The sequence below is a fragment of the Streptomyces sp. NBC_01506 genome (assembly GCF_045040295.1).
GTDB lineage: Bacteria > Actinomycetota > Actinomycetes > Streptomycetales > Streptomycetaceae > Streptomyces.
The window spans coordinates 1,377,452-1,398,834 of the sequence record NZ_CP109422.1 but is presented as its reverse complement, the minus strand read 5'-3'; the positions used below and the strand labels follow the sequence as shown (position 1 = coordinate 1,398,834).

The window sequence follows — 21,383 nt, the reverse complement described above, 5'->3', positions numbered from 1 at the left end:
GGTCCGTCCTCAATCGCCGGACGGGCTCAACTGAGCCCGTCCGGCGACCGGTGTCGGGACCTACGCGGCCACGCCGCGCGCCAGCAGGTCCGAGATGGCGTCGACCGTGCGGAGCGTCGGCACCTCGATGTCGCACATGGCGGCCAGTTCGACGACCGCCGCGAGCAGCACGTCCAGCTCCATCGGCTTCCCCTTCTCCAGGTCCTGGAGGGTGGAGGTCCGGTGGTCGCCGACCCGTTCGGCGCCGGCCAGCCGGCGTTCGACGGAGATGTCGGGGTGGCAGCCCAGTGCCTCGGCCACCCGGAGCGTCTCGTTCATCATCAGTTCGATGACTTCACGTGTGCTGCGGTGCAGGCACATCTCCCGCATCGTGGCGCGGGTCAGCGCGCTGATCGGGTTGAAGGAGATATTGCCCAGGAGCTTGATCCAGATCTCGTTGCGCAGTTCGGCCTCGACCGGACACTTGAGTCCGCCCGCCCGCATGGCCTCGGCGAACTCCTTGGTGCGCGGCGAGAGCGACCTGTCCGGCTCCCCGATGGAGAACCGGGTGCCTTCCAAGTGCCGTACGACGCCGGGCCCTTCCAGCTCCGTCGCCGCGTAGACCACGCAGCCGATCGCGCGCTCGGGCGGCAGGACGGCGCTGACCGAGCCGCCGGGGTCGACGCTCTCGATACGGCGGCCGTCGTGCGGGCCGCCGTGCTGGTGGAAGTACCACCAGGGGATTCCGTTCTGGGCGGCGATGACCGCCGTGTGGTCCTGGAGCAGAGGCGCGATCAACGGCCCGCACGCCGCGTACGAATTCGCCTTGAGACCCAGGAACACGTAGTCGACCGGCCCGATGTCGGCCGGCTGATCGGTGGCGTGCACCCGCGCGGTCCAATCGCCGCGCGGGCTGTACACCCTAACTCCGTGCTGCCTCATGGCCGCCAGATGCGGTCCACGGGCTATGAGATGGACTTCGGCGCCTGCGCGATCCAGCGCGGCTCCGACATAGGCGCCGATCGCACCGGCACCGACGACTGCGACTTTCACCGTGGGGCTCTCCGTTCGCTTTGAGGGTGTTGAGAGAAGCGCGGAGTCAGCCAAAGGAGCACACTTTGCCGACGATATATTGTCTACAGTATGGAATAACTGCCGACAAGACTTCTGTCGTCGGCATACGGTCGACTCAACAACGGGTCAAAGATCTTCCCAAAGGGTCTGGGGCGTTCCTAGAGTGCGCGTCCATGACCCCACCACTCGCCCCGGCCGGCTGGAGCCGCTGGCTGGTACCCCCCGCAGCGCTCTCGGTGCACCTGTCGATCGGGCAGGCGTACGCCTGGAGCGTGTTCAAGCCCCCGCTGGAATCCGCACTCGGCCTCTCCGGCACCCAGAGCGCCCTCCCCTTCCAACTGGGCATCGTGATGCTCGGCCTGTCCGCCGCCTTCGGCGGCACACTCGTCGAACGCAACGGCCCGCGCTGGGCGATGACCGTCGCGCTCGTCTGCTTCTCGTCCGGCTTCCTGCTCTCCGCGCTCGGCGCCGCGACCGAACAGTTCTGGCTGATCGTCTTCGGCTACGGCTTCGTCGGCGGTATCGGACTGGGCATCGGCTACATCTCGCCCGTCTCGACGCTGATCAAGTGGTTCCCCGACCGGCCCGGCATGGCGACCGGCATCGCGATCATGGGCTTCGGCGGCGGCGCGCTCATCGCGTCCCCCTGGTCCGCGCAGATGTTGGAGTCCTTCGGCTCCACGAACGACGGCATCGCCAAGGCGTTCCTCGTACACGGCCTGGTCTACGCGGTGTTCATGCTGCTCGGCGTCCTGCTGATCCGGGTGCCCCGCCCGGACACGGCGCCGAAGGCGGCCCCGGCCTCCACGTCCGCCCTGATCACCACCGCGCAGGTGTCCGCCAGGTCGGCCGTGCGCACACCGCAGTTCTGGCTGCTGTGGATCGTCCTGTGTATGAACGTGACCGCGGGCATCGGCATCCTGGAGAAGGCCGCGCCGATGATCACCGACTTCTTCGCCGACACCGACACACCGGTCTCCGTCTCGGCCGCGGCCGGTTTCGTAGCGCTGCTGTCGGCGGCCAACATGGCGGGCCGGATCGGCTGGTCGTCCACCTCCGACGTGATCGGCAGGAAGAACGCCTACCGCCTCTACCTGGGCGTCGGCGCGTTGATGTATCTGCTGATCGCGCAGTTCGGCGACGCGTCCAAACCGCTGTTCATCGTCTGCGCGCTGGTGATCCTCTCGTTCTACGGAGGCGGCTTCGCCACCGTCCCCGCGTACCTCAAGGACCTGTTCGGCACCTATCAGGTGGGCGCGATCCACGGACGGCTGCTCACCGCCTGGTCGGCGGCCGGCGTCCTCGGCCCGCTCATCGTCAACCGGGTCGCCGACAGCCAGGAGGAGGCGGGCAAGAGCGGCCCCGGACTGTACGGGCTCTCGCTGACCGTCATGATCGGGCTGCTCGTCGTCGGCTTCGTGGCCAACGAGCTGGTACGCCCCGTACACCCGCGCCACCACGAGCCCGCGAGCACGAGCGAAACGAAGCCGAGCGAAACGAAGCCGAGCGAAACGAAGCCGACCGAAACGAAGCCGGAAGCGCCGAAGGAGGCCCCCGATGACCACATCACCGCAGAGCGGGAGCGCAGTGTCTGAGTCCCGGCGGACGGCGCTGACCGTCTTCGCCTGGCTCTGGGTGGGGGCTCCTCTCGCGTACGGTCTGTACGAACTGGTCCGCAAGGCCACCCAGCTCTTCACCGGGTGACCGGGGGGCGATGATCCGGAGTCTCCAAGAGGAGGCGGGTAATCCTGTCGGGTCACCTGCCCCCTTACTCGTGAGTCGCTGACGAGACTGGGGAACTCCTGACGTCGACCGAAGAGGGGGTCCCGGGCATGACCGGCACTCGTATCGCCGCGCTCGGGCACTATCAGCCCGCCAAGGTGCTCACCAACGACGACCTGGCGGGCATGGTCGACACCAGTGATGAGTGGATCAGGAGCCGTGTCGGCATCAAGACCCGGCATGTGGCGGGACCCGACGAGACCGTGGACGAGCTGGCGGCGCACGCCGCGGCCAAGGCGCTCGCCGCCGCCGGTCTGACCCCCGCCGACATCGACCTCGTCCTGGTCGCCACGTCCACGGCGATCGACCGGTCGCCGAACATGGCCGCGCGTGTCGCCGCCCGGCTCTCCATGGGCTCGCCCGCGGTGATGGACCTCAACGTGGTCTGCGCCGGCTTCACCCACGCGCTCGCCACCGCCGACCACGCCGTACGGGCCGGTGCGGCCACCCGCGCGCTGGTCATCGGCGCCGACAAGATGGCCGACATCGCCGACTGGACCGACCGCTCCACCTGCGTACTCCTCGGCGACGGCGCGGGCGCGGCGGTCGTCGAGGCCGTCCGGCCGGGCGAGGAGCCGGGCATCGGTCCCGTGCTGTGGGGCTCGGTTCCCGAGATGGGCAACGCCGTACGGATCGAGGGCACCCCGCCGCGCTTCGCGCAGGAGGGCCAGTCCGTCTACCGCTGGGCCACCACCCAACTGCCGCCGATCGCCCGCAAGGTCTGCGAGCGCGCGGGTATCGCGCCCGAGGACCTGGCCGCCGTCGTACTGCACCAGGCGAACCTGCGGATCATCGAGCCCGTCGCCCAGAAGATCGGCGCGGTCAACGCGGTCATCGCGCGCGATGTCGTGGACTCCGGCAACACCTCGGCCGCGTCCATCCCGATGGCGCTGTCCAAGCTGGTGGAGCGCGGCGAGGTGGAATCCGGCGCTCCGGCGCTGCTTTTCGGGTTTGGCGGAAATCTCTCTTACGCCGGACAGGTCATCCGCTGCCCCTGATCCGCTACGGTTCTCGGTAGACTGTAGACGATAGCCAATCGTTGCTGTCTGTTGCCGAGATCTTTACCGTGTAGATCAGCCAGGAGTGGGGGACCGCATGTTGTCCGCAGGACTGCCGCAGGGCTCAGTGCCCAAACTCGAACGGCCTGGCCCGCTGCGCGAGCGCGTCTACGAGGCGCTGCTCGAACTCATCACGGTGCGCTCACTACGGCCCGGACAGCATCTGGTGGAGAGCGAACTCGCCGGCCATCTCGGGGTCTCCCGCCAGCCCGTACGCGAAGCGCTCCAGCGCCTGAACACCGAGGGCTGGGTCGATCTTCGGCCCGCCCAGGGCGCGTTCGTCCACGAGCCGACGGAGGCGGAGGCGGACCAACTGCTCTCGGTCCGTACGCTGTTGGAGGCCGAAGCCGCGAGACTCGCCGCCGCGAACTCCGGATCGGCGGGGATCTCGGCGCTGGAGGCGCTGTGCGCCAAGGGTGAGCAGTCGGTGGCCGACGACGACGTGGACCTCACGGTCGCGACGAACGCGGCCTTCCACGCGAAGGTGATGGAGCTGGCCGGGAACGTGGTCCTGGCGGAGCTGGCGGCGCAGGTGGACCGCCGGGTCCGCTGGTACTACACGCCGGTGGCGCGACAGCGGGGCAAGCAGTCCTGGATCGAGCACCGCGCTCTGATCGCGGCGATCTCCGCGCGGGACGAAGAGGCCGCGACGGCGGTCATGCGCTCCCACACGGAGCAGACGCGGACCACGTACCACCACCGCGGGGACGCGGCGGTCTGACACCTCGGCACTGTTGGACCAGTTCCTGCACTCACTGCGCACCTCCTCGGGAACAGCCGGCCGCGAGGTCGTGGCCTCGTGGCCGTAGCGTGAACCCGTCCACCGCGAACCGCTGTTCGCGGTGGACGGGAGCCTTCAGGACGGCGTCACGCGCTCCACGAGGTGCTGAAGCCGGTCGTCGAGCAGCTTCGCCGCGTCCGGGGTGCAGGTGGCGAGCGCGACCATGCTCGTCACGATGACATCGCACAGTTCCTTGTTGACGTCGTCCCAGGTGTGCGACCGGCCCTTACGCGGGTTGGTGCCGGCCGCGCCGTGCATCGCCTCGGCGACCTCTCCCACCTCTTCGCTGATCTTGAGGATGCGCCACAGCCGCTCGTCGCCGACCGGGGCCGCGTTTTCGTCAAGCCAGGTCCGCAGCATCTCGATACGGGTCCAGGTGGTGTCTTCCATGGGGGCCTCCTCGGATCGTGCGGGTACAGGGAAGAGAGCGTCAGTGCCCTCGTGGGGTGCTGGCGGTCCCGGCTCTCGGAGCACGCCGTTGGGGTGCAGCGCGAGTGACAGCGTCAGCGCAGAGTGATCCGTCAGCCGGTTTTCACAGGTCCGCGGTCCGTGGACGTAGGAACAACTGCGCAGCCCGGTACGGAGATCGGCCGACACGTGTGCGTGGTCGTAGCGGTAGCCGTCGCCGGTGCGCCCCACCCATGAGTACTCCAGCGAGTCCGGATGCAGCTCACGGTACGCGTCGGCGTAGCCGACCTCGCCGAGCCAGTTGTAGAACCCGTACTCGAAGCCCTTGAAGAACCCGTATCGGGGGGAGTGGTCGGGCTCCAGGATGTTGAAGTCGCCGATCACCACCTGCTGTCCGGCTTTTCCACCGGGCAGTCCGAGACGGCAGTCCTCGAGGAACTTCTCCTTGCGGGCCCGCTTGGGCGCGGTGCCGTCCCGTGAGGGGACGTAGAGCCCCACCACGTCGAGCGGCCCCTCCTGGGTGTCGACGGTCACCGACACGGCGCGGTGCGGCAGGTACTCGGCCACGACCCGCCCCGGCATGGTGGCGAGGCGGCTGACGATCATCACGCCTCGCTCTCCCCGTCCCGGCCGGGGGAACGTGACGTGGTACCCCTCTGCGTGGAAGCGGGATTCCAGCAGATCACACCCGGCGCTGTTGGCCGTCTCGGTGAGCACCAGGACTTCCTCCGAGCGCCCCATCAGGTAGGCCAACTGCCGCTCTGCGCGCTGCCTGCTGGGGTTGTTCAGGTTGAACGTCAGCAGGTCCAGCGTCGTCTGGCTGGTCATCAGCGGCCCCTCATCATCCACGTTTGGCTGACCGCGTCGACGATGTCGCGTGCGATCTGCTCCGGCCCTTCGGCCGACGCGTCGAGTTGCAGTACGCGGACGCCGGCGGTTGAAAGGAACCTAGCCGTCTCCTGGAACAGCGCGCATTCCCGCTCGGTGCCGCCGGGGTCCTGCTCGTAGCGGCTGTGCGCACCTCGGTTGCTGAGTCGTTTCTCAATCACCTTGGCGCGCGCGTTGATGATGACGGCGAGGTCGGGCATGTCGGCGTGCCGGTTGAGCTCCCAGACGACGTCGCGACCGACGCCGTCGAGGACCTGGAGAACGAGCGACGAGGCCACGTACCGGTCGCACACCACGATCTCACCGCGCGCCACGGCGGGCCGGATCTCCCGCTCCTGGTGCTGGTAGCGGTCGGCGGCGATCAGGCACGCCATCGCCATGCCCCGGTACTCGTCGGTCCCGTACCGGGCCAGGTCGCCGAGGGTGGTGTCGCTGGGTTCGCGGGTCGGGTGAACCGGCAACTCGGTGACCTGGAGTTGCTGAGCGACGAGGCCTGTCACGGTGGACTTGCCCACGCCGCCGGGGCCGTCGATGGTGATGAAAATGCCGGTCACGACACACCGACCACGGGGAGCTGGCGGGACTGGCGCGGTACGACGGGGCACTGCTCGGTGTCGACGGCGCCGATGCGCTGCCCGGCGGCGACGACGGCGGCCGGGCAGCCCTTCCCGCAGTCCTTCGACATCGGGCACCCGCCGCACGTCGGGTTCGCGCCCAAGTCCCATCGGTCGTGAAACTTGTACGCGTCCAGGCGATCGGCGACGTCGGTGTCGGTCCAGACGTTGCCGATGATGAAGTCCGTGTCGGGGTGCCGGCTCACCTTCGTGCGAGCCGCGAACACGAGGTACGGGCAGACGGCCACCTCGCCCTTCGTGAACACGTAGATGATCGTGCCGGCTTCGCAGCCCGACAGCGGCTTGTCGTCGTTGGGGAACCGGATGTGGACCATGTCCAGGCCGTCATCCACGAACGGCATCGTGATGTGCCGGATGTAGTGCATGTGCTCGTCCGGCCTGCGAAGTCTTTTCGAGGAGTTCGCGCCGCGGCCCATCTCGCCGAGCGGGTTCATCAGCACGTACTTCGCGCCCTGGTCCCGGGCGAACTCGCAGAGCTGCCGGTACTCGTCGTCCTCGGCGAGGTTGTTCGGCGTGCACAGTAACCCTTGCAGGATGCCGGCCCTCCCGAACCGCTCCACCGTTGCCACGGTCTCCACGAACCCTTCGGGGCGGCCGCGGAACTTGCCGTGCGACTCGGATGAGAATCCGTCGAGGCTGACGTTCATGTGGGCATCGAACGCCGCGAGTTGGCGGATCTGGTCGTCCGTCACCATCGTCGCGTTCGTGCACACTCCGACGCCCATTCCGGCGTCGCGGAACGCGGCCACGATCTCGATCAGGGCCGGGTGCATGAACGGCTCACCGCCGGTCAGCGTGACCCGGTTGACGCGGGCGTCGGCGAGCTGCGGAATGAGCTTGGTCTGGATGTCCGTGAGCGGCATGTAGTCGCCGCGCTTGGTGGCGGACACGAAGCAGTGTGCACACTTCTCGTTGCACGGCTCGCAAATCTGGATGAGCGCCTTGCGGTTCGGATGGTCGACGGTCGTACGGAAGTAGCAGGAAGCGGCCTGCCCCTGGATCAGGATCGGACGTGCGGTCATGCGGACCTCCATGGTGGATGGGTCGTGCGTGGTCGTAGTAATCGCCTTCACTCGGTGATCGCCGTGGCGGCGATGAGGGTGAGGAGGAATGCCGTCACGCTGAGGTACGTGTAAAGGCTGTGGACCAGGACGGGGTGGTCACGCCGCATTACCCTGAGAGCGGCGAGGCCGGTCTTGCCGTCGGCCTGCGCTCGGACGCCGAGTAAGGAAATGTCCACAGACGACCAGCAGACCGGCCGTCGCGAGTCGTCGTCGCGACCGGCGTCGAGGATCGTCTCGATGGAGGTGAACTGCTCGCAGTCCTTGCGGGCGGAGTCGTAGCCGCAGTGGCGGCGGAAGCCAGACATGAGTGGGTAGCTCTCTCTCGGTAGGGGGCAGGCCCTTATCGGTGACTGCGCCGGATCGGGGCGGTGGTCTAGGCCGTGGTCTTCTCGTCGATGAGGTGTTCGAGGCTGACGGTGATGCAGCCGTGGAGGGTGACGACGGTGCAGGCTGCGAGCGTCCAGCGGATCAGGGGGCTGTCGAGGCTGACCGCGACAGGCTGATCGTCGGGTCCGTGCACAGGGGTGAGGGTGTCGGGGTCGTGGACGACGCCGGCCACACCCCACATCTGGGCACGGCCGACCAGCGCGGCGGTGTATCCCTTGCGCAGGTGCGGGCAGGCGCTGACGGATTCGACCGCACAGGGTTCGCACACCGGTGGCGTGCTGGTCTGTTCGCCCTCGGTGATGGGGCGCCCGTCGGCGGAGCGCATGAGGAACAGGTGCCGTTCATCGGGCCGGCCGAACGTGGAGGTCCCACAGACCTGGCAGAGCATGTGCGACATCGCCTGCCGCTGCCGGTAGGGATGAACCGCCGCCAGATCGGGCTCCCCGAGCCCGCGTACGGCCGCCCGTCTGATCCACAGCGCCTCGTATCGGCGGTCGACGTGGCTCAACTCGTCGGCGTAGCCGATGCCCTCACCGCCACGCCCGGTCCGCCGGACCACTGTCCCGGGCTGCTTCTGCTCGCCGGTCCAAGGCGTGATGAACGGGACGTGCAGGCCCTTCCAGTAGAACTGCCGCAGGGGCTTCATGGCGCTTCCCTCAGGACCGAGGAGGGGTCGAATTCGTCGGTGGTCACCGCGAGATGCCTTTCAAGGGTGAAGTGAGCGGATGGGCCGTGGGCCGTGTTCGGAGCCCGGCGCCGGGACACCGAAGATCCGTTCGTACAAGACGGCCTCGGCCTCCGGGGTGGCGTTGTCCGCGAGCACGCCGAGGAGTACCGCGTGCCGGAGGCGGTCCCTGCGCCGACGACGCGGGGAGAGCGCGCGCAACACACCTACACGGGTCATATCGAGCGCGACGACGACGAGTTCCCAGGCGTGCGACGCCCGGTTCCGCCGACTGCTCCTCTTCTTCACGTTCCGTCGTACGGGCATGCCGGCTCCTGCCGCCTGGTAGTGGGTGCGACCCTGACCCGATTCGGTCGCCATGGGGGTGAGGCCCGTCCGGCTTCCGACCGCCCCCGCCGATGGGAAACAGCCGGACGGACTCCTGGTCCGGCCCAGCCCGACCGCGCGATTCCCTTTCTGCGTCGGCGCGTTGCGGACGGCGCCGGGGTTATGGGGTACGCCGCCGAGCCGGCCGGGCGTGGTGCGCGTGCGCGCGCAGCTCGTTGTTGCAGTCCTCGACAGTCGGCTGACCGCCCTGGCGCCGGGCTTCCTCGCGCTGCGCGGCCAGTGCCGCGCACACGTCGCATCCCTCGACGGCCACCGGCTCGAGAACCGCAGCGTCGTGACCCGCCCTCATGTCAGCCGCCGCAGACAGGTCTCGACGTGCTTGAGGAGCGATCGGTCGACCGGGGCGTACACACGGGGTACGCACTCGGGTACGAGCCGCCAGAAGCCACCGCCGTGGATGGTCTCTTCAAGCTCCACCAGCCCTTCGTCCGGGGCCGGTTGTACTGCTCCTGTGGGTGCGGCCATGGGGGCGCCTTTCGACAGCCAGATCACTAGATCTGGGTGAGGTCGTGCACGGCCGCGAACATGAACAGCAGGCCGATGAATGCGAGGAAGCCGAAACAACTCGGTATCGACAGGGTGTGAAGACATCCCCTGCCGTCGCCTTCGGGCGGCGCGGCAGTCGGACTCACGGGCTTCGGCGGTGGCGCTGAGCGTGCGGGGAGTGGGGGGTTCATGCCGTCAACTCACGGGGATCGGGGCGGAGTATCCGCGTACGGGTTGCCCGGGGCCGGGGTCACACGGAAGAAGGCGGTCGTCGTTGCCCGGTAGCCGCGGTGCGTCGGGTGGCCGCCGGTGTGGTTGAGCGCCCATGCCTCGGGGCTCGCCCGCTCCTCCGCCGCGTCCGAGGACTCGCCGCACGTCGTGCACTCGATCTCGTGCACCGGGCCGGAAGCGCCGGGCTCGGTGTCGACACCGAGCGACCAGTCAGCGTGTCGCATTACAGCGCGCGCGATCATCGCTCTCGATTGGCCCGCAGCGTGGTTCACATCAGCCCGCTTCCGTCAGACTGGCCGGGGCGTAGGGCGGAGTGCCGATGCGCGCGACGAAAGCGTGGCGCTCCAGCAGCCACGACGAGATATCTTCGTCGGTGGTGTTCCATGCGGAAACGACGATTCCGTCGGCCAGGCCCGAGTCGATCAGCTCTGCGAGGCGTGGCCAGAGCGGCCACGTCATGGCGGGCATTTCTAGCGGTGCCGTGTCGACTAGTTCCGCGACGATCGTCCAGTCTCGCGCTTCAGCGAACGCGCGGTGTGAAGCGAGAGGTTGCCCGTCCTGGGGTGTCGGGTGGCAGTCGTACAGCACGACGCGGACACGGGGTATGCGGGTAGGAAGCCCCCTACGGTGGCCGCCGCTCGACGACTCGGCCAGAGCTGCACGGCGAGCCCGTTGCTGGGGGGTCCGGTTCATGTAAGTACCGTGCCGCTAAAGGACGTTGAAATGAAGAAACGCCCCGTACGACTCTGCCGATTCGTCAGGCAGGGGGTCGTACGGGGCGTTGGATCGTAGGGTGACTACGCGTCAGGGCTCCTATGTGACATACGAGTTAGAGTGCGGTCTTTTCGGTGGCGGGCATGAAGCTGCCCGTACCGGCTGGGGTAGCGCCGATCAGTTTCGACACCCGGCGCAGCCGCGCTGTACTGGCCAGCCCGACCTTCTGAACGATCACGGACGGCAGGGCCTGAAACCGCGCCCATTCGGGAGCAGCGATCAGGGCCTCCTCCAAGGTATCCAGCGACGCGTCGAACATCTTCGCGTCGGCCTGCGCCATGGCCTTGTCCATCGCGTACCGGTTCCGGGCTGCGCCGGAGAGCGCCGACACGTCCTTGATTGAGTCGATGAGCGTCAGCGCCTTCCCGGTCTGCCCGAGCGCGACGTTCACACCGACTGCCTGTGTCGTCGCCGACACCGGACCGAAGAGAGTCCCATTGGCGCGGTGCTCGGCCCCCATACGGGCGCCCGTCGCGTGGGCCTGCGACAGGTAATCAGCCGCCCGGTCCTTATCGCCCACTCGCGAGGCGACGACGGCTGCGAAGTTCACGTGGCTGCCGTACGCCACCAACTGGTCCAAGGTGGCCTTCGAGAACCGGGGCTCAATGTCCACGGCAGACTTCTCCGCCAGGGCGAGCGCTTCATCCAGCCGCGAGTCCCGCAAGTAGACCCAGGACCGGCCCGATGCCACCAGAGCGGCTCCCATGTCGTCTGCCGCCCGCTCCGCCGCGTTCTGGGCGTGCCCGATCGCCGCGTACGCCAGGTCACGGAACCCCATGAGGTTCGCTACGTACGCGGCGAGACGGTAGGCATCAGCGACGAAGCCCCACGCCTCGGACTGCGCGTCGGCAGATTGCGCGTGCAGGTGGGCACCGGCTTCGGCGAGGAACAGCGCCGCGACCGCGCCGGCTTCCACGTAGTTGCCCTTCCAATAGAGGTTCCAGCATCGCTTCGTGGTCTTCCGAAGCTCGGCTGCGCTGGGCGCGTTGATGCCTGCGGGTAGCAGCCCAACAGCCGTGTCATGGACGGCTCGAGACAGGTCACGCATTGTGGTGCGGTCCCCATGCTCCATGGCCCGGCGCGGCCCCTGCTGCCCGAGAATGACGGATGTGTCCACGCGTAACGCGGCGGCGAGTTTCATGAGCGTCGGCAGGGTGAGCCGCCTGTCCTGCTCCGCTCCCTGCACCGTGGGAAGCGAAAGGCCGGTCATTTCCGCGAGATCCGACTGTCGGATCTCCTTCCCACGCAAGATCTTGATGCGCTCGCCGGTGGTGTACTCACTCCAACGTGGCATGGTTGTCTCCATTCCTAGCGTCCACTAGGGACGCTACCCCCGCCGCGCGGCCCGGTAGCGGCGAAGGGCCTTACGAACTTCTATCGTGGGGCCCTTTCGCACGTCACGCTCGCCGTCCCGCCGACAACGAAGGCGCCCGCTCGTGGAGCGGAAACATCATCGAGTCGGCGCAACCAACGAACCGACCCCGCTGGGGCCTTCCGCGACACGGTGGATATTGTGATCAATTCTGGGGAGGGGCCGACACATGCCTCTGGTCCTGTGGGACATCGACCACACACTTATCGAGACGCGCGGCGTAGGACGGGATCTGTCCGCCGCCGCATTCGAGCAGGTGACCGGTCAACCCATGCGAGAGCAAGCCACGATCGACGGCATCACGGAAGCCGTGACCTTCCGTGAGACCGCGAAACTCCACGGCCTCACACCTGACCGCGCCGACTTCGAACAATGCGCGCACGCTCTCCATCAGCAACACGTCTCGCACGCAGCAGAGTTGAGAGAACGCGGCTCGGCGCTCCCGGGCGCTGCCGCAGCCCTGGACGCCCTCGCCGTCGCGAACGTCCGCCAGACTGTGGTGACCGGCAACGTCCGCCCTGTCGCGGAAATCAAGCTGGGCGTCTTCGGCCTGGACACCCACATCCAGTGGGACGTCGGCGCGTACGGAGAAGACGCGGACCTCCGAACACCCCTCGTTGACTTGGCCCTCACCCGCTCGTCCACTTCAGCCAAAGACGCGGTACTGATCGGCGACACCCCAGCCGATGTTGAAGCCGGGCGTAAGAACGACGTTCACGTCATCGCCGTTGCTACAGGGCGCCGCTCCGCCGCCGAGCTGCGCGCGGCGGGCGCCCACCACGTCCTGAACGACCTCACCGACGTGGACTGTCTACTGAGCCTCATCGCGAGCCGGACGTAGGACGAGCTGGGGGAAGAGTGCCAGTGGCCCGGCGTACGGTTGTCGCATGCCCTCCCCTCCAGGCCACACGGCCCACTACTGTGCCCTGCGCAGGCTGAGCGTCCTGTGGGCCGAGGCAACCCATCGGGGCAACCTCGTGGCGGCCGCGTAGGGCTGTCCGGACGGCTCGGACACGGTGTTCGCGTTTTTGCCGGTCGCCACCCTGACGCGCATGGACACTGTTCAGACACGGTGTCCGGACAGTGTCCTGTCAGACGTTGATGAACAGCGCGACGACAGCGACGATCAGGGCGCCGATCTGCGCGGGCGCCAGCGGGCCCGCTTCGGCTCGTCGATCTCCTGTTGCGGCGCCCGGACCGACTCCTCGGTGTCTGCTCGGAGCTGCTTCACGTCGGCGCCCGCACGCGCGGTACGCTCGACCAGCACGCCGTACGACCCCTTGGTCCCTGCCAGACCGGTGCCGAGTCGCCACGTAGTTGAGCCAGCTCGACCGCGACGAGTTCGGACTCGGCAGCACTCACCCATCGCCTCGCCCCTGCGCGGTCAGCTCCCCGACCGCCACAGTGAGTTCCGCGCCGGGTGCAGGTCCTCGGCCGACCTCCGCGCGTGCCCGTACGTGCTGCCCAGCGCGGTGTCGGCCTCGACGTTCCTGTCCTGAACGCCCTCGTCCTCGTCCTCGTCCTCGGGCCACGTCGTGGCGACCGACCACCCCGGAAGCTTCACGTCCTCCGTCTCGTGCATCCGTCGGATCACGCGTGCGGTCGCCGTGAGACGACGAGGAGTCGGCGAATCGCCGCTCCGCCCCTCGTGCTCCACGGACAGCCACGTCGCGTTCGCGCCGGAGGCGTGTCACGACCGGCCATCGGCATCCAGCCACTGGAGAACCCGCCCGTCCAGGCGCGCGGCGAAACGGCTTTGTCCTGACTGTGGAGAAAGTTAGGAGCGATTCATGCTCAACTTCTTCCCACTCGGGGAAAGCGCTGCTACGTTCCCCTCGAAAGCCCGTCGAAACGACAACCCGACGTAGCGACGCATCACACAGCCGAGAGGCGGGGAGGGGCGCGTGAGACGAATGACCGCACGACCCGCGAACGCTCACCAGGCGCGACTGCTCCGGCTGTTGCGTGACGGTGGCCCCAACTCCCGCGCCCAGCTCGGCGATCAGGTCGACCTCTCCCGCTCCAAGCTCGCCGTGGAAGTGGACCGGCTGCTGGAGACCGGGCTTGTCGTCGCCGACGGGCTCGCCGCCTCGCGCGGCGGCCGTCGTTCGCACAACATCCGGCTCGCGCCCGCCCTGCGGTTCCTCGGGGTGGACATCGGCGCCACGTCGATAGACGTCGCCGTGACCAACGCCGAACTCGAAGTGCTCGGCCATATCAACCACCCCATGGATGTCCGCGAGGGCCCGGTCGCCGTCTTCGAGCAGGTGCTCGCGATGGCCGCCAAGCTCAAGGCGTCCGGACTCGCCGACGGTTACGACGGCGCCGGTATCGGTGTTCCGGGACCGGTCCGCTTTCCCGAGGGTGTGCCGGTCGCGCCGCCGATCATGCCCGGCTGGGACGGTTTTCCCGTACGTGAGGCGCTGAGCCAGGATCTCGGCTGCCCCGTCATGGTCGACAACGACGTGAACCTGATGGCGATGGGGGAGCAGCACGCGGGCGTCGCGCGCTCCGTGGGCGACTTCATCTGCATCAAGATCGGCACGGGTATCGGCTGCGGCATCGTGGTCGGCGGCGAGGTCTACCGGGGTACGACCGGCAGCGCGGGCGACATCGGCCACATCAGGGTCGAGCCGGACGGACGCGCCTGCGTCTGTGGCAACAGGGGTTGTCTGGAAGCCCACTTCAGCGGTGCCGCGCTGGCCAGGGACGCCGAGGACGCCGCCCGTACGGGCCGTTCCGCCGAACTCGCCTCGCGTCTGGAGGCCGCCGGCCGGCTCACCGCCGCCGATGTGGCCGTGGCCGCCGCGGCCGGCGACCCCACCGCCCTGTATCTCATCCGCGAAGGCGGCAACCGGGTCGGCCAGGTCATCGCCGGACTCGTCAGCTTCTTCAACCCGGGCCTCGTCGTGATCGGCGGCGGGGTGACCGGACTCGGCCACACCCTGCTGGCCAGCGTCCGGACCCAGGTCTACCGCCAGTCACTTCCGCTGGCCACCGGCAATCTCCCCATCGTTCTCGGGGAGTTGGGGCCGACCGCCGGAGTCACCGGCGCGGCCCGGCTCATCAGCGACCACCTCTTCTCCCCGGCCTGACACCGGCACCCCGACGTCAGGCCGTACGGCACACGCTTCACCCGCACTACCGAAATAACAGCAAAAAAGGCAACAAAAGCGCCAACGAACCACCGCACCACACCGCACCACCGCACATCGCTCCGCACGCCCGCTCACCGGCCGCATCCGCCGAGGGGATACGCCATGGCACCAGCACCACCCGAAGGCAGCCTGCTCACCATGTCCGGCATCACCAAGCTGTTCCCCGGCGTCCGCGCCCTGGACGGCGTGGACCTGGAGGTTCAGGCAGGCGAAGTCCACTGTCTGCTCGGCCAGAACGGGGCCGGCAAGTCCACACTCATCAAGGTGCTCGCCGGCGCGCACCAGCCCGACGACGGTGTCATCACCTGGCGCGGCGAAGAGGTCCAGCTCAAGTCGCCCATCGCGGCGATGAAGCTCGGCATCGCGACCATCTACCAGGAACTCGACCTGGTCGAGGGCCTGTCGGTGGCCGAGAACATCTTCCTCGGCCACGAGCCGACCACCGCCGGCTTCGTCATCAAGGGCGGCGAGGCCAGGGCCGCGACCACCGCGCTGCTCGCCCGGCTCGGCCACCCCGAGATACCGGCGGGCCGGCCCGTCGGTGAACTGTCCGCCGCGCACCGGCAGATCGTCTCCATGGCCCGCGCGCTCTCCCACGACGTACGCCTGATCGTGATGGACGAGCCATCGGCGGCGCTCGACCCGGACGAGGTCAACAACCTCTTCCGTATCGTCGACACACTCACCGCAGACGGTGTCGCCGTCATCTACATCTCCCACCGCCTGGAGGAGATCCGCCGGATCGGCGACCGCGTGACCGTCATCAAGGACGGCCGCACCGTCGCCGTGGGTCTGCCCGCGAAGGAGACCCCCACCAGCGAGGTCGTCTCGCTGATGACCGGACGGAAGGTCGCGTACGTCTTCCCCGACCGCCCGGCTCCCGCCGACACCCCGCCGGGCGAGCCGCTGCTGCGGACCGAAGGGCTCACCAGGGAAGGGGAGTTCGAACCGGTCGACCTCGAACTGCGGCCCGGCGAGATCGTCGGCCTCGCGGGTCTCGTCGGCTCGGGACGCTCCGAGATCCTGGAGACCATCTTCGGCGCCCGCAAGCCCACGGCCGGCCGGGTGCTGGTCGACGGCAAGGAGCTGAAGCCCGGCAGCGTCCGCGCCGCCGTACGCGCCGGACTCGGCCTCGCCCCCGAGGAGCGCAAGGCCCAGGCCCTGCTGCTCATCGAATCGGTCACCCGCAATGTGTCCGTGTCCTCCATGTCCCGCTTCTCGCGCGGCGGTTGGCTCGACAGCTCCGCCGAGCGCAAGGCCGCCAGGGCCGCGACCCAGGAACTCTCCCTGCGCCCCGACAACCCCGACGCGGTCATCCGCACCCTGTCGGGCGGCAATCAGCAGAAGGCGGTCCTCGCCCGCTGGCTGCTGCGCGGCTGCCGGGTGCTGCTTCTCGACGAACCCACCCGCGGTGTGGACGTCGGCGCGCGCGCCGAGCTCTACTCCGTGATCCGCCGGCTGGCCGACGACGGCCTCGCCGTACTGCTCGTCTCCAGCGAGGTCCCCGAGGTCCTCGGCCTCGCCGACCGGGTGCTGGTGCTCCGGGAGGGCCGTGTCGTCCATACGTCACCGGCCCAGGAGCTGGACGAACACCGTGTACTCGACCTTGTGATGGAAGGGAGTCCGACGCCATGACACAGCCTGCCTCTGAGGCGCGACAGGGCGGGCCCGACGCCGCACCCGCCCCGGCCGACGCCGTGCCGCTGACCAAGCCCGCCGGGAAGACCCCGGGAGGCTCCGGGGGCCGGCCGCCGCTCGGGCTGCGTCTCGATTTCCGGACGCTCTCGTTGCTCGGCGTGCTCGCCGCCCTGATAGTCGTCGGCGGTATCACCAAGCCCGAACAGTTCCTGGACACCAGCAACCTCCAACTGGTGCTCACCCAGGCGTCGATCATCGGTGTCGTCACCGTCGGCATGACGTTCGTCATCACCAGCGGCGGCATCGACCTGTCGGTCGGCGCGATCGTGGCCCTGGCCTCGGTATGGGCGACGACGCTGGCGACCCAGGAGTACGGCTTCGCCGGCATCCTGTTCACCGCGATCATCGTGGGTCTGGCCTGTGGTCTGGTCAACGGAGTGCTGATCGCGTACGGCAACATGGCGCCGTTCATCGCGACCCTGGCGATCATGGCGTCCGCCCGTGGTCTGGCTCTGCTGATCACCGACGGCAACACGCAGATCGTCACCCTGAAGTCGGTGCTGGACCTCGCCTCCCGTGACTCGTACATCCTCGGGATCCCGCCGCTCGTCATCATCTTCGCGGTGGTCACGATCATCGGCTGGCTGCTGCTCAACCGCACGACCTTCGGCCGGCGCACGGTCGCGGTCGGCGGCAACGCGGAGGCCACCCGGCTCGCCGGCATCGACGTACGCCGCCAGCGGCTCTACCTCTACCTGCTGTCCGGTCTGTGCTGCGGCATCGCGGCCTTCATGCTGATCGTGCTCTCCGGCTCCGGCCAGAACACCAACGGCAACCTCTACGAACTCGACGCCATCGCGGCGGCGATCATCGGCGGCACCCTGCTCAGCGGCGGGCGCGGCACGATCGTCGGCTCCGTCCTCGGTGTCCTCATCTTCACCACCATCACCAACATTTTCGCGCTCAACAACCTCCAGAGCGACGTCCAGCAGATCGCCAAGGGCGCGATCATCATCGCCGCCGTACTGGTCCAGCACCGCACGGCGCGCAACGGCGAGGCCTGACCCCGTAACCCGGGGCCCGACCTCGTACCGCTTCCCGACGCACCGCTTCCGACGCACCGCTCAAAGAGCTTCCTGAAGGGGACGAACCGCCATGCCAGAAACGAGCCGTAGAGGTCTGCTGTTCGGCACCGCCGCCATTTCGGCCGGTGCCCTCCTCACCGCCTGCACCAGCAACGAGAAGGACGAGCCCGCCGCGAACAACGAGCCGGCGGCCGACGACAAGCCCGGCAAGCCCGTCACCATCGGCTTCGCCGGCCCCCAGGCCGACCACGGCTGGCTCAACGCGATCAACGAGAACGCCCGCAACCAGGCGAAGAAGTACTCGGACGTCACGCTCGACATCACCGAGGGCTCGAACGACACCGCCGCGCAGATCGGCCAGATCGACGCCCTGATCAACAAGAAGGTCGACGTCCTGGTGATCCTGCCGGCCGACGGCAAGGCCCTCACCCAGGCCGGTCTCAAGGCGATGCGCGCGGGCATCCCCGTCATCAACCTGGACCGCATCTTCGCCGACCCGCAGGCGTTCCGCTGCTACGTCGGCGGCGACAACTACGGCATGGGCGTCAACGCGGGCAACTACATCGGCGAGAAGCTGAAGGACAAGGCCAACGCCACCGTCATCGAACTGTCGGGCCCCGACAGCCTGGAGCTGACCAAGCAGCGCACCCAGGGCTTCGACGACGCGCTGAAGAACTACCCCAACATCAAGAAGGTCGCCCGCCAGGCGGCCGACTTCACCGTCGAGTCCGGCCAGGCCAAGATGGCCCAACTCCTCCAGGCGCAGTCCAAGTTCGACGCCCTGTGGAACCACGACGACGACCAGGGCGTCGGCGCGCTGCGCGCCATCGACCAGGCCGGCCGCGACGGCTTCCTGATGGTCGGCGGCGCCGGTGCCAAGTCGGCGATGGACGCCATCAAGGCCGACAACAGCGTCCTGAAGGCCACCGTGCTGTACCCGCCGATCATGGCCTCGTCGGCGATCGACCTGGCCCGCGCGCTCGGCCAGGGCAAGGGCATCACCGGCATGGCCGGACTGGAGATCCCGGCGCAGGTCACGCTGTTCTCGGCGGTCGTCGACAAGACGAACATCGACGAGTACCTGCCCCAGGGCTTTAGCTGACCGGCTCCGCCAGTCAGGGCCTGATCCACACGACAGGACCCCGAGCCCCCACACGCGCGAGAGACGAGGAGTACTCCCTTATGACCAGCAGGGAAGCGTCGGAGAAGGAAGCCGGCGCACCGCCGCCACTCGGTATCGGCATGATCGGATACTCGTTCATGGGTGCCGCCCACTCCCAGGGCTGGCGCACGGCGGGACATGTCTTCGATCTGCCGATGCGGCCACACCTCGCCGCCATCTGCGGGCGGGACGAGACGGCCGTCCGGACGGCGGCCGACAGACTCGGCTGGGCCGCCGCGGAGACCGACTGGCGGGCCCTCATCGCGCGTGAGGACGTGCAACTGGTCGACATCTGTACGCCTGGGGACAGCCACGCGGAGATCGCGATCGCCGCACTGGAGGCGGGCAAGCACGTCCTGTGCGAGAAGCCGCTGGCCAACTCGGTCGCCGAGGCCGAGGCCATGGTCCGGGCCGCCGAAGCGGCCAGGTCCCGCGGCCAGTTGGCCATGGTGGGCTTCAACTACCGGCGGGTGCCCGCCATCGCGTACGCCCGCAGGCTGATCGAGGAGGGACGGCTCGGCGCGCTGCGGCACGTACGGGTCACCTACCTCCAGGACTGGCTGGTGGACGCCGAGTTCCCCCTCACCTGGCGGCTCAAGCGTGAGCACGCGGGGTCGGGGGCGCTCGGCGACCTGGGCGCGCACATCGTGGACCTCGCGCAGTTCCTGGCGGGGGAGCCGCTGGTCGGCGTTTCGGCGATGACCGAGACGTTCGTACGCGAACGGCCGCTGCTGTCAGGGGCGTCGGCCGGGCTCTCCGCGACCGGCGGCGCCGAGACGGGTCCGGTCACGGTGGACGACGCCGCCCTGTTCACGGGGCGGCTCGCCTCGGGGGCGCTGGCGTCCTTCGAGGCCACCAGGATGGCGGCGGGACGCAAGAACGCGCTGCGTCTGGAGATCAACGGCGAGGACGGTTCGCTCGCCTTCGATCTGGAGCGGCTCAACGAGCTGTCCTTCCACGACCAGTCGGAGCCGGCCGTCACGGCCGGCTTCCGGCGGATCCTGGTCACCGAGTCCGAGCACCCGTATCTGGAGGCCTGGTGGCCGCCGGGCCACGGGCTCGGCTACGAGCACACCTTCGTGCACCAGGCCAAGGATCTTCTCGAAGCCATCGCCGCCGGAACCGACCCCCTGCCCTCCTTCGCCGACGGGCTCCAGGTGCAGCGCGTGCTGGCCGCCGTGGAGGACAGTGCGGAGAAGAACTCGGTCTACACACCCGTACCCCCGCCGGCCCCGTCCGGAATCGAGTCCTAGGAAGAGGTCCGAATGCCACGCCCGTTCACGCTGTTCACCGGCCAGTGGGCCGATCTGCCACTGGAAGAGGTCTGCCGGCTCGCCCGTGACTTCGGTTACGACGGTCTGGAACTGGCCTGCTGGGGCGACCACTTCGAGGTCGACAAGGCGCTGACCGACCCCGGCTATCTCGCGAGCCGCCACCAACTGCTCGACAAGTACGGCCTCAAGTGCTGGGCCATCTCCAACCACCTGGTCAGCCAGGCGGTCTGCGACAGCATCATCGACGAGCGCCACCAGAACATCCTCCCCGCCCGTATCTGGGGCGACGGGGAGGCCGAGGGCGTACGTCAGCGGGCCGCCGCCGAGATCAAGGACACCGCGCGCGCCGCCGCGGCCTTCGGTGTCAACACGGTCATCGGCTTCACCGGCTCGTCCATCTGGCATCTGCTGGCGATGTTCCCGCCGGTGCCGCCGCATATGATCGAGCGGGGCTACGAGGACTTCGCGGAGCGGTTCAACCCGATCCTCGACGTCTTCGACACCGAGGGAGTGCGCTACGCCCACGAGGTCCACCCGGGCGAGATCGCGTACGACTACTGGACGACGAAGCAGGCGCTCGAAGCGGTCGACCACCGGCCCGCGTTCGGGCTGAACTTCGACCCGAGCCATTTCGTCTGGCAGGACCTGGACCCCACCGGATTCCTCTACGACTTCCGGGACCGGATCTATCACGTCGACTGCAAGGAGGCGCGCAAGCGTCTCGACGGCCGTAACGGCAGGCTCGGTTCGCATCTGCCCTGGGGCGACCCGCGGCGCGGCTGGGACTTCGTCTCGGCCGGGCACGGCGATGTGCCGTGGGAGGACGTCTTCCGCATGCTGGGGGCGATCAACTACGAGGGTCCGATCTCGGTCGAATGGGAGGACGCCGGAATGGACCGGCTCTCCGGCGCGCCCGAGGCGCTCGCCGATCTGAAGCGGTTCGACTTCGACCGGCCCACCGCGTCCTTCGACGCCGCCTTCGGCGGCGGCGAGTAGAAGAGTCAACACGAGCCCGGCGGGGACAAGTTCACCGCCGGGCCGTTCGGCATGCCCGGACGACCTTTGTCCTGAGGCG

Annotated in this window: 25 protein-coding genes; 10 read left to right on the top strand and 15 right to left on the bottom strand. The window is 68.5% G+C overall.

Annotation, left to right across the window (positions count from 1 at the left end; genetic code table 11):
• Positions 1-60 precede the first annotated feature (60 nt).
• On the bottom strand, positions 61-1,032 hold the full coding sequence (locus OG329_RS05695) for a 2-dehydropantoate 2-reductase (protein ID WP_405793220.1): 972 nt from the start codon (positions 1,030-1,032) through the stop codon (positions 61-63).
• A gap of 194 nt (positions 1,033-1,226) precedes the next feature.
• Here OG329_RS05695 and OG329_RS05690 point away from each other — a divergent pair, with 194 nt between their 5' ends.
• The 3 genes from OG329_RS05690 to OG329_RS05680 all read left to right on the top strand — a co-directional run bounded on the left by OG329_RS05690 (position 1,227) and on the right by OG329_RS05680 (position 4,614).
• Positions 1,227-2,648 carry an OFA family MFS transporter gene (locus OG329_RS05690; RefSeq protein WP_405793219.1) on the top strand — a complete coding sequence of 474 codons (1,422 nt, stop codon included), beginning with the start codon at positions 1,227-1,229 and terminating at the stop codon, positions 2,646-2,648.
• A gap of 237 nt (positions 2,649-2,885) precedes the next feature.
• On the top strand, positions 2,886-3,833 hold the full coding sequence (locus OG329_RS05685) for a beta-ketoacyl-ACP synthase III (protein WP_405793218.1): 948 nt from the start codon (positions 2,886-2,888) through the stop codon (positions 3,831-3,833).
• Positions 3,834-3,930: 97 nt separating this feature from the next.
• Positions 3,931-4,614 carry a GntR family transcriptional regulator gene (locus tag OG329_RS05680; RefSeq protein WP_405793217.1) on the top strand — a complete coding sequence of 228 codons (684 nt, stop codon included), beginning with the start codon at positions 3,931-3,933 and terminating at the stop codon, positions 4,612-4,614.
• A gap of 135 nt (positions 4,615-4,749) precedes the next feature.
• On the opposite strand, the gene OG329_RS05675 is transcribed toward OG329_RS05680, so the two are convergent.
• The 12 genes from OG329_RS05675 to OG329_RS05620 all read right to left on the bottom strand — a co-directional run bounded on the left by OG329_RS05675 (position 4,750) and on the right by OG329_RS05620 (position 11,913).
• Positions 4,750-5,910, bottom strand: a complete 1,161-nt coding sequence (locus OG329_RS05675) for an endonuclease/exonuclease/phosphatase family protein (RefSeq protein WP_405793216.1) — start codon at positions 5,908-5,910, stop codon at positions 4,750-4,752.
• Complete coding sequence (gene tmk, locus OG329_RS05670) at positions 5,910-6,524, bottom strand: dTMP kinase (protein ID WP_405793215.1); 615 nt, start codon at positions 6,522-6,524, stop codon at positions 5,910-5,912. The genes OG329_RS05675 and tmk overlap by 1 nt, the downstream gene beginning before the upstream one ends.
• Positions 6,521-7,627 carry a radical SAM protein gene (locus OG329_RS05665; protein ID WP_405793214.1) on the bottom strand — a complete coding sequence of 369 codons (1,107 nt, stop codon included), beginning with the start codon at positions 7,625-7,627 and terminating at the stop codon, positions 6,521-6,523. The genes tmk and OG329_RS05665 overlap by 4 nt, the downstream gene beginning before the upstream one ends.
• A gap of 47 nt (positions 7,628-7,674) precedes the next feature.
• Positions 7,675-7,974, bottom strand: a complete 300-nt coding sequence (locus tag OG329_RS05660; RefSeq protein ID WP_405793213.1) for a hypothetical protein — start codon at positions 7,972-7,974, stop codon at positions 7,675-7,677.
• Between the two features lie 68 nt (positions 7,975-8,042).
• Positions 8,043-8,702, bottom strand: coding sequence for a hypothetical protein (locus OG329_RS05655; RefSeq protein ID WP_405793212.1), 660 nt, complete (start codon positions 8,700-8,702; stop codon positions 8,043-8,045).
• A 60-nt stretch (positions 8,703-8,762) separates the two neighbouring features.
• On the bottom strand, positions 8,763-9,047 hold the full coding sequence (locus tag OG329_RS05650; protein WP_405793211.1) for a hypothetical protein: 285 nt from the start codon (positions 9,045-9,047) through the stop codon (positions 8,763-8,765).
• Between the two features lie 181 nt (positions 9,048-9,228).
• Positions 9,229-9,360 carry a hypothetical protein gene (locus OG329_RS05645; RefSeq protein ID WP_405793210.1) on the bottom strand — a complete coding sequence of 44 codons (132 nt, stop codon included), beginning with the start codon at positions 9,358-9,360 and terminating at the stop codon, positions 9,229-9,231.
• Positions 9,361-9,413: 53 nt separating this feature from the next.
• Positions 9,414-9,593 (bottom strand): hypothetical protein, encoded by a 180-nt coding sequence (locus tag OG329_RS05640; protein ID WP_405793209.1) that lies wholly within the window; start codon positions 9,591-9,593, stop codon positions 9,414-9,416.
• A 26-nt stretch (positions 9,594-9,619) separates the two neighbouring features.
• Positions 9,620-9,760: a hypothetical protein gene (locus OG329_RS05635; RefSeq protein WP_405793208.1), complete on the bottom strand. Its 141-nt coding sequence runs from the start codon at positions 9,758-9,760 to the stop codon at positions 9,620-9,622.
• Between the two features lie 54 nt (positions 9,761-9,814).
• A complete protein-coding gene (locus tag OG329_RS05630) occupies positions 9,815-10,069 on the bottom strand; it encodes a hypothetical protein (RefSeq protein WP_405793207.1) in 255 nt (84 codons plus the stop codon).
• 49 nt (positions 10,070-10,118) lie between these two features.
• The gene (locus OG329_RS05625) at positions 10,119-10,304 is read right to left on the bottom strand and encodes a hypothetical protein (protein WP_405793206.1); all 186 of its coding nucleotides are present in this window, start codon (positions 10,302-10,304) and stop codon (positions 10,119-10,121) included.
• Positions 10,305-10,674: 370 nt separating this feature from the next.
• Positions 10,675-11,913, bottom strand: a complete 1,239-nt coding sequence (locus OG329_RS05620; protein WP_405793205.1) for a helix-turn-helix domain-containing protein — start codon at positions 11,911-11,913, stop codon at positions 10,675-10,677.
• Between the two features lie 247 nt (positions 11,914-12,160).
• On the opposite strand from OG329_RS05620, the gene OG329_RS05615 reads away from it, so the two are divergent.
• Positions 12,161-12,832: an HAD family hydrolase gene (locus OG329_RS05615; protein ID WP_405793204.1), complete on the top strand. Its 672-nt coding sequence runs from the start codon at positions 12,161-12,163 to the stop codon at positions 12,830-12,832.
• Positions 12,833-13,117: 285 nt separating this feature from the next.
• Here the strand turns inward: OG329_RS05615 and OG329_RS05610 are convergent, their stop codons facing one another.
• Positions 13,118-13,258 carry a hypothetical protein gene (locus OG329_RS05610; protein WP_405793203.1) on the bottom strand — a complete coding sequence of 47 codons (141 nt, stop codon included), beginning with the start codon at positions 13,256-13,258 and terminating at the stop codon, positions 13,118-13,120.
• A 117-nt stretch (positions 13,259-13,375) separates the two neighbouring features.
• A complete protein-coding gene (locus OG329_RS05605) occupies positions 13,376-13,573 on the bottom strand; it encodes a hypothetical protein (protein WP_405793202.1) in 198 nt (65 codons plus the stop codon).
• A 331-nt stretch (positions 13,574-13,904) separates the two neighbouring features.
• Between OG329_RS05605 and OG329_RS05600 the strand changes: the two genes are divergently transcribed.
• The 6 genes from OG329_RS05600 to OG329_RS05575 all read left to right on the top strand — a co-directional run bounded on the left by OG329_RS05600 (position 13,905) and on the right by OG329_RS05575 (position 21,304).
• The gene (locus tag OG329_RS05600; protein WP_405793201.1) at positions 13,905-15,086 is read left to right on the top strand and encodes an ROK family protein; all 1,182 of its coding nucleotides are present in this window, start codon (positions 13,905-13,907) and stop codon (positions 15,084-15,086) included.
• A gap of 165 nt (positions 15,087-15,251) precedes the next feature.
• The gene (locus OG329_RS05595; RefSeq protein WP_405793200.1) at positions 15,252-16,784 is read left to right on the top strand and encodes a sugar ABC transporter ATP-binding protein; all 1,533 of its coding nucleotides are present in this window, start codon (positions 15,252-15,254) and stop codon (positions 16,782-16,784) included.
• Positions 16,781-17,851, top strand: a complete 1,071-nt coding sequence (locus tag OG329_RS05590) for an ABC transporter permease (RefSeq protein ID WP_405793199.1) — start codon at positions 16,781-16,783, stop codon at positions 17,849-17,851. The genes OG329_RS05595 and OG329_RS05590 overlap by 4 nt, the downstream gene beginning before the upstream one ends.
• A 91-nt stretch (positions 17,852-17,942) precedes the next feature.
• A complete protein-coding gene (locus OG329_RS05585; RefSeq protein WP_405793198.1) occupies positions 17,943-18,974 on the top strand; it encodes a substrate-binding domain-containing protein in 1,032 nt (343 codons plus the stop codon).
• A gap of 80 nt (positions 18,975-19,054) precedes the next feature.
• A complete protein-coding gene (locus OG329_RS05580) occupies positions 19,055-20,287 on the top strand; it encodes a Gfo/Idh/MocA family protein (protein ID WP_405793197.1) in 1,233 nt (410 codons plus the stop codon).
• A gap of 12 nt (positions 20,288-20,299) precedes the next feature.
• Positions 20,300-21,304 carry a sugar phosphate isomerase/epimerase family protein gene (locus OG329_RS05575; protein WP_405793196.1) on the top strand — a complete coding sequence of 335 codons (1,005 nt, stop codon included), beginning with the start codon at positions 20,300-20,302 and terminating at the stop codon, positions 21,302-21,304.
• Positions 21,305-21,383 lie beyond the last annotated feature (79 nt).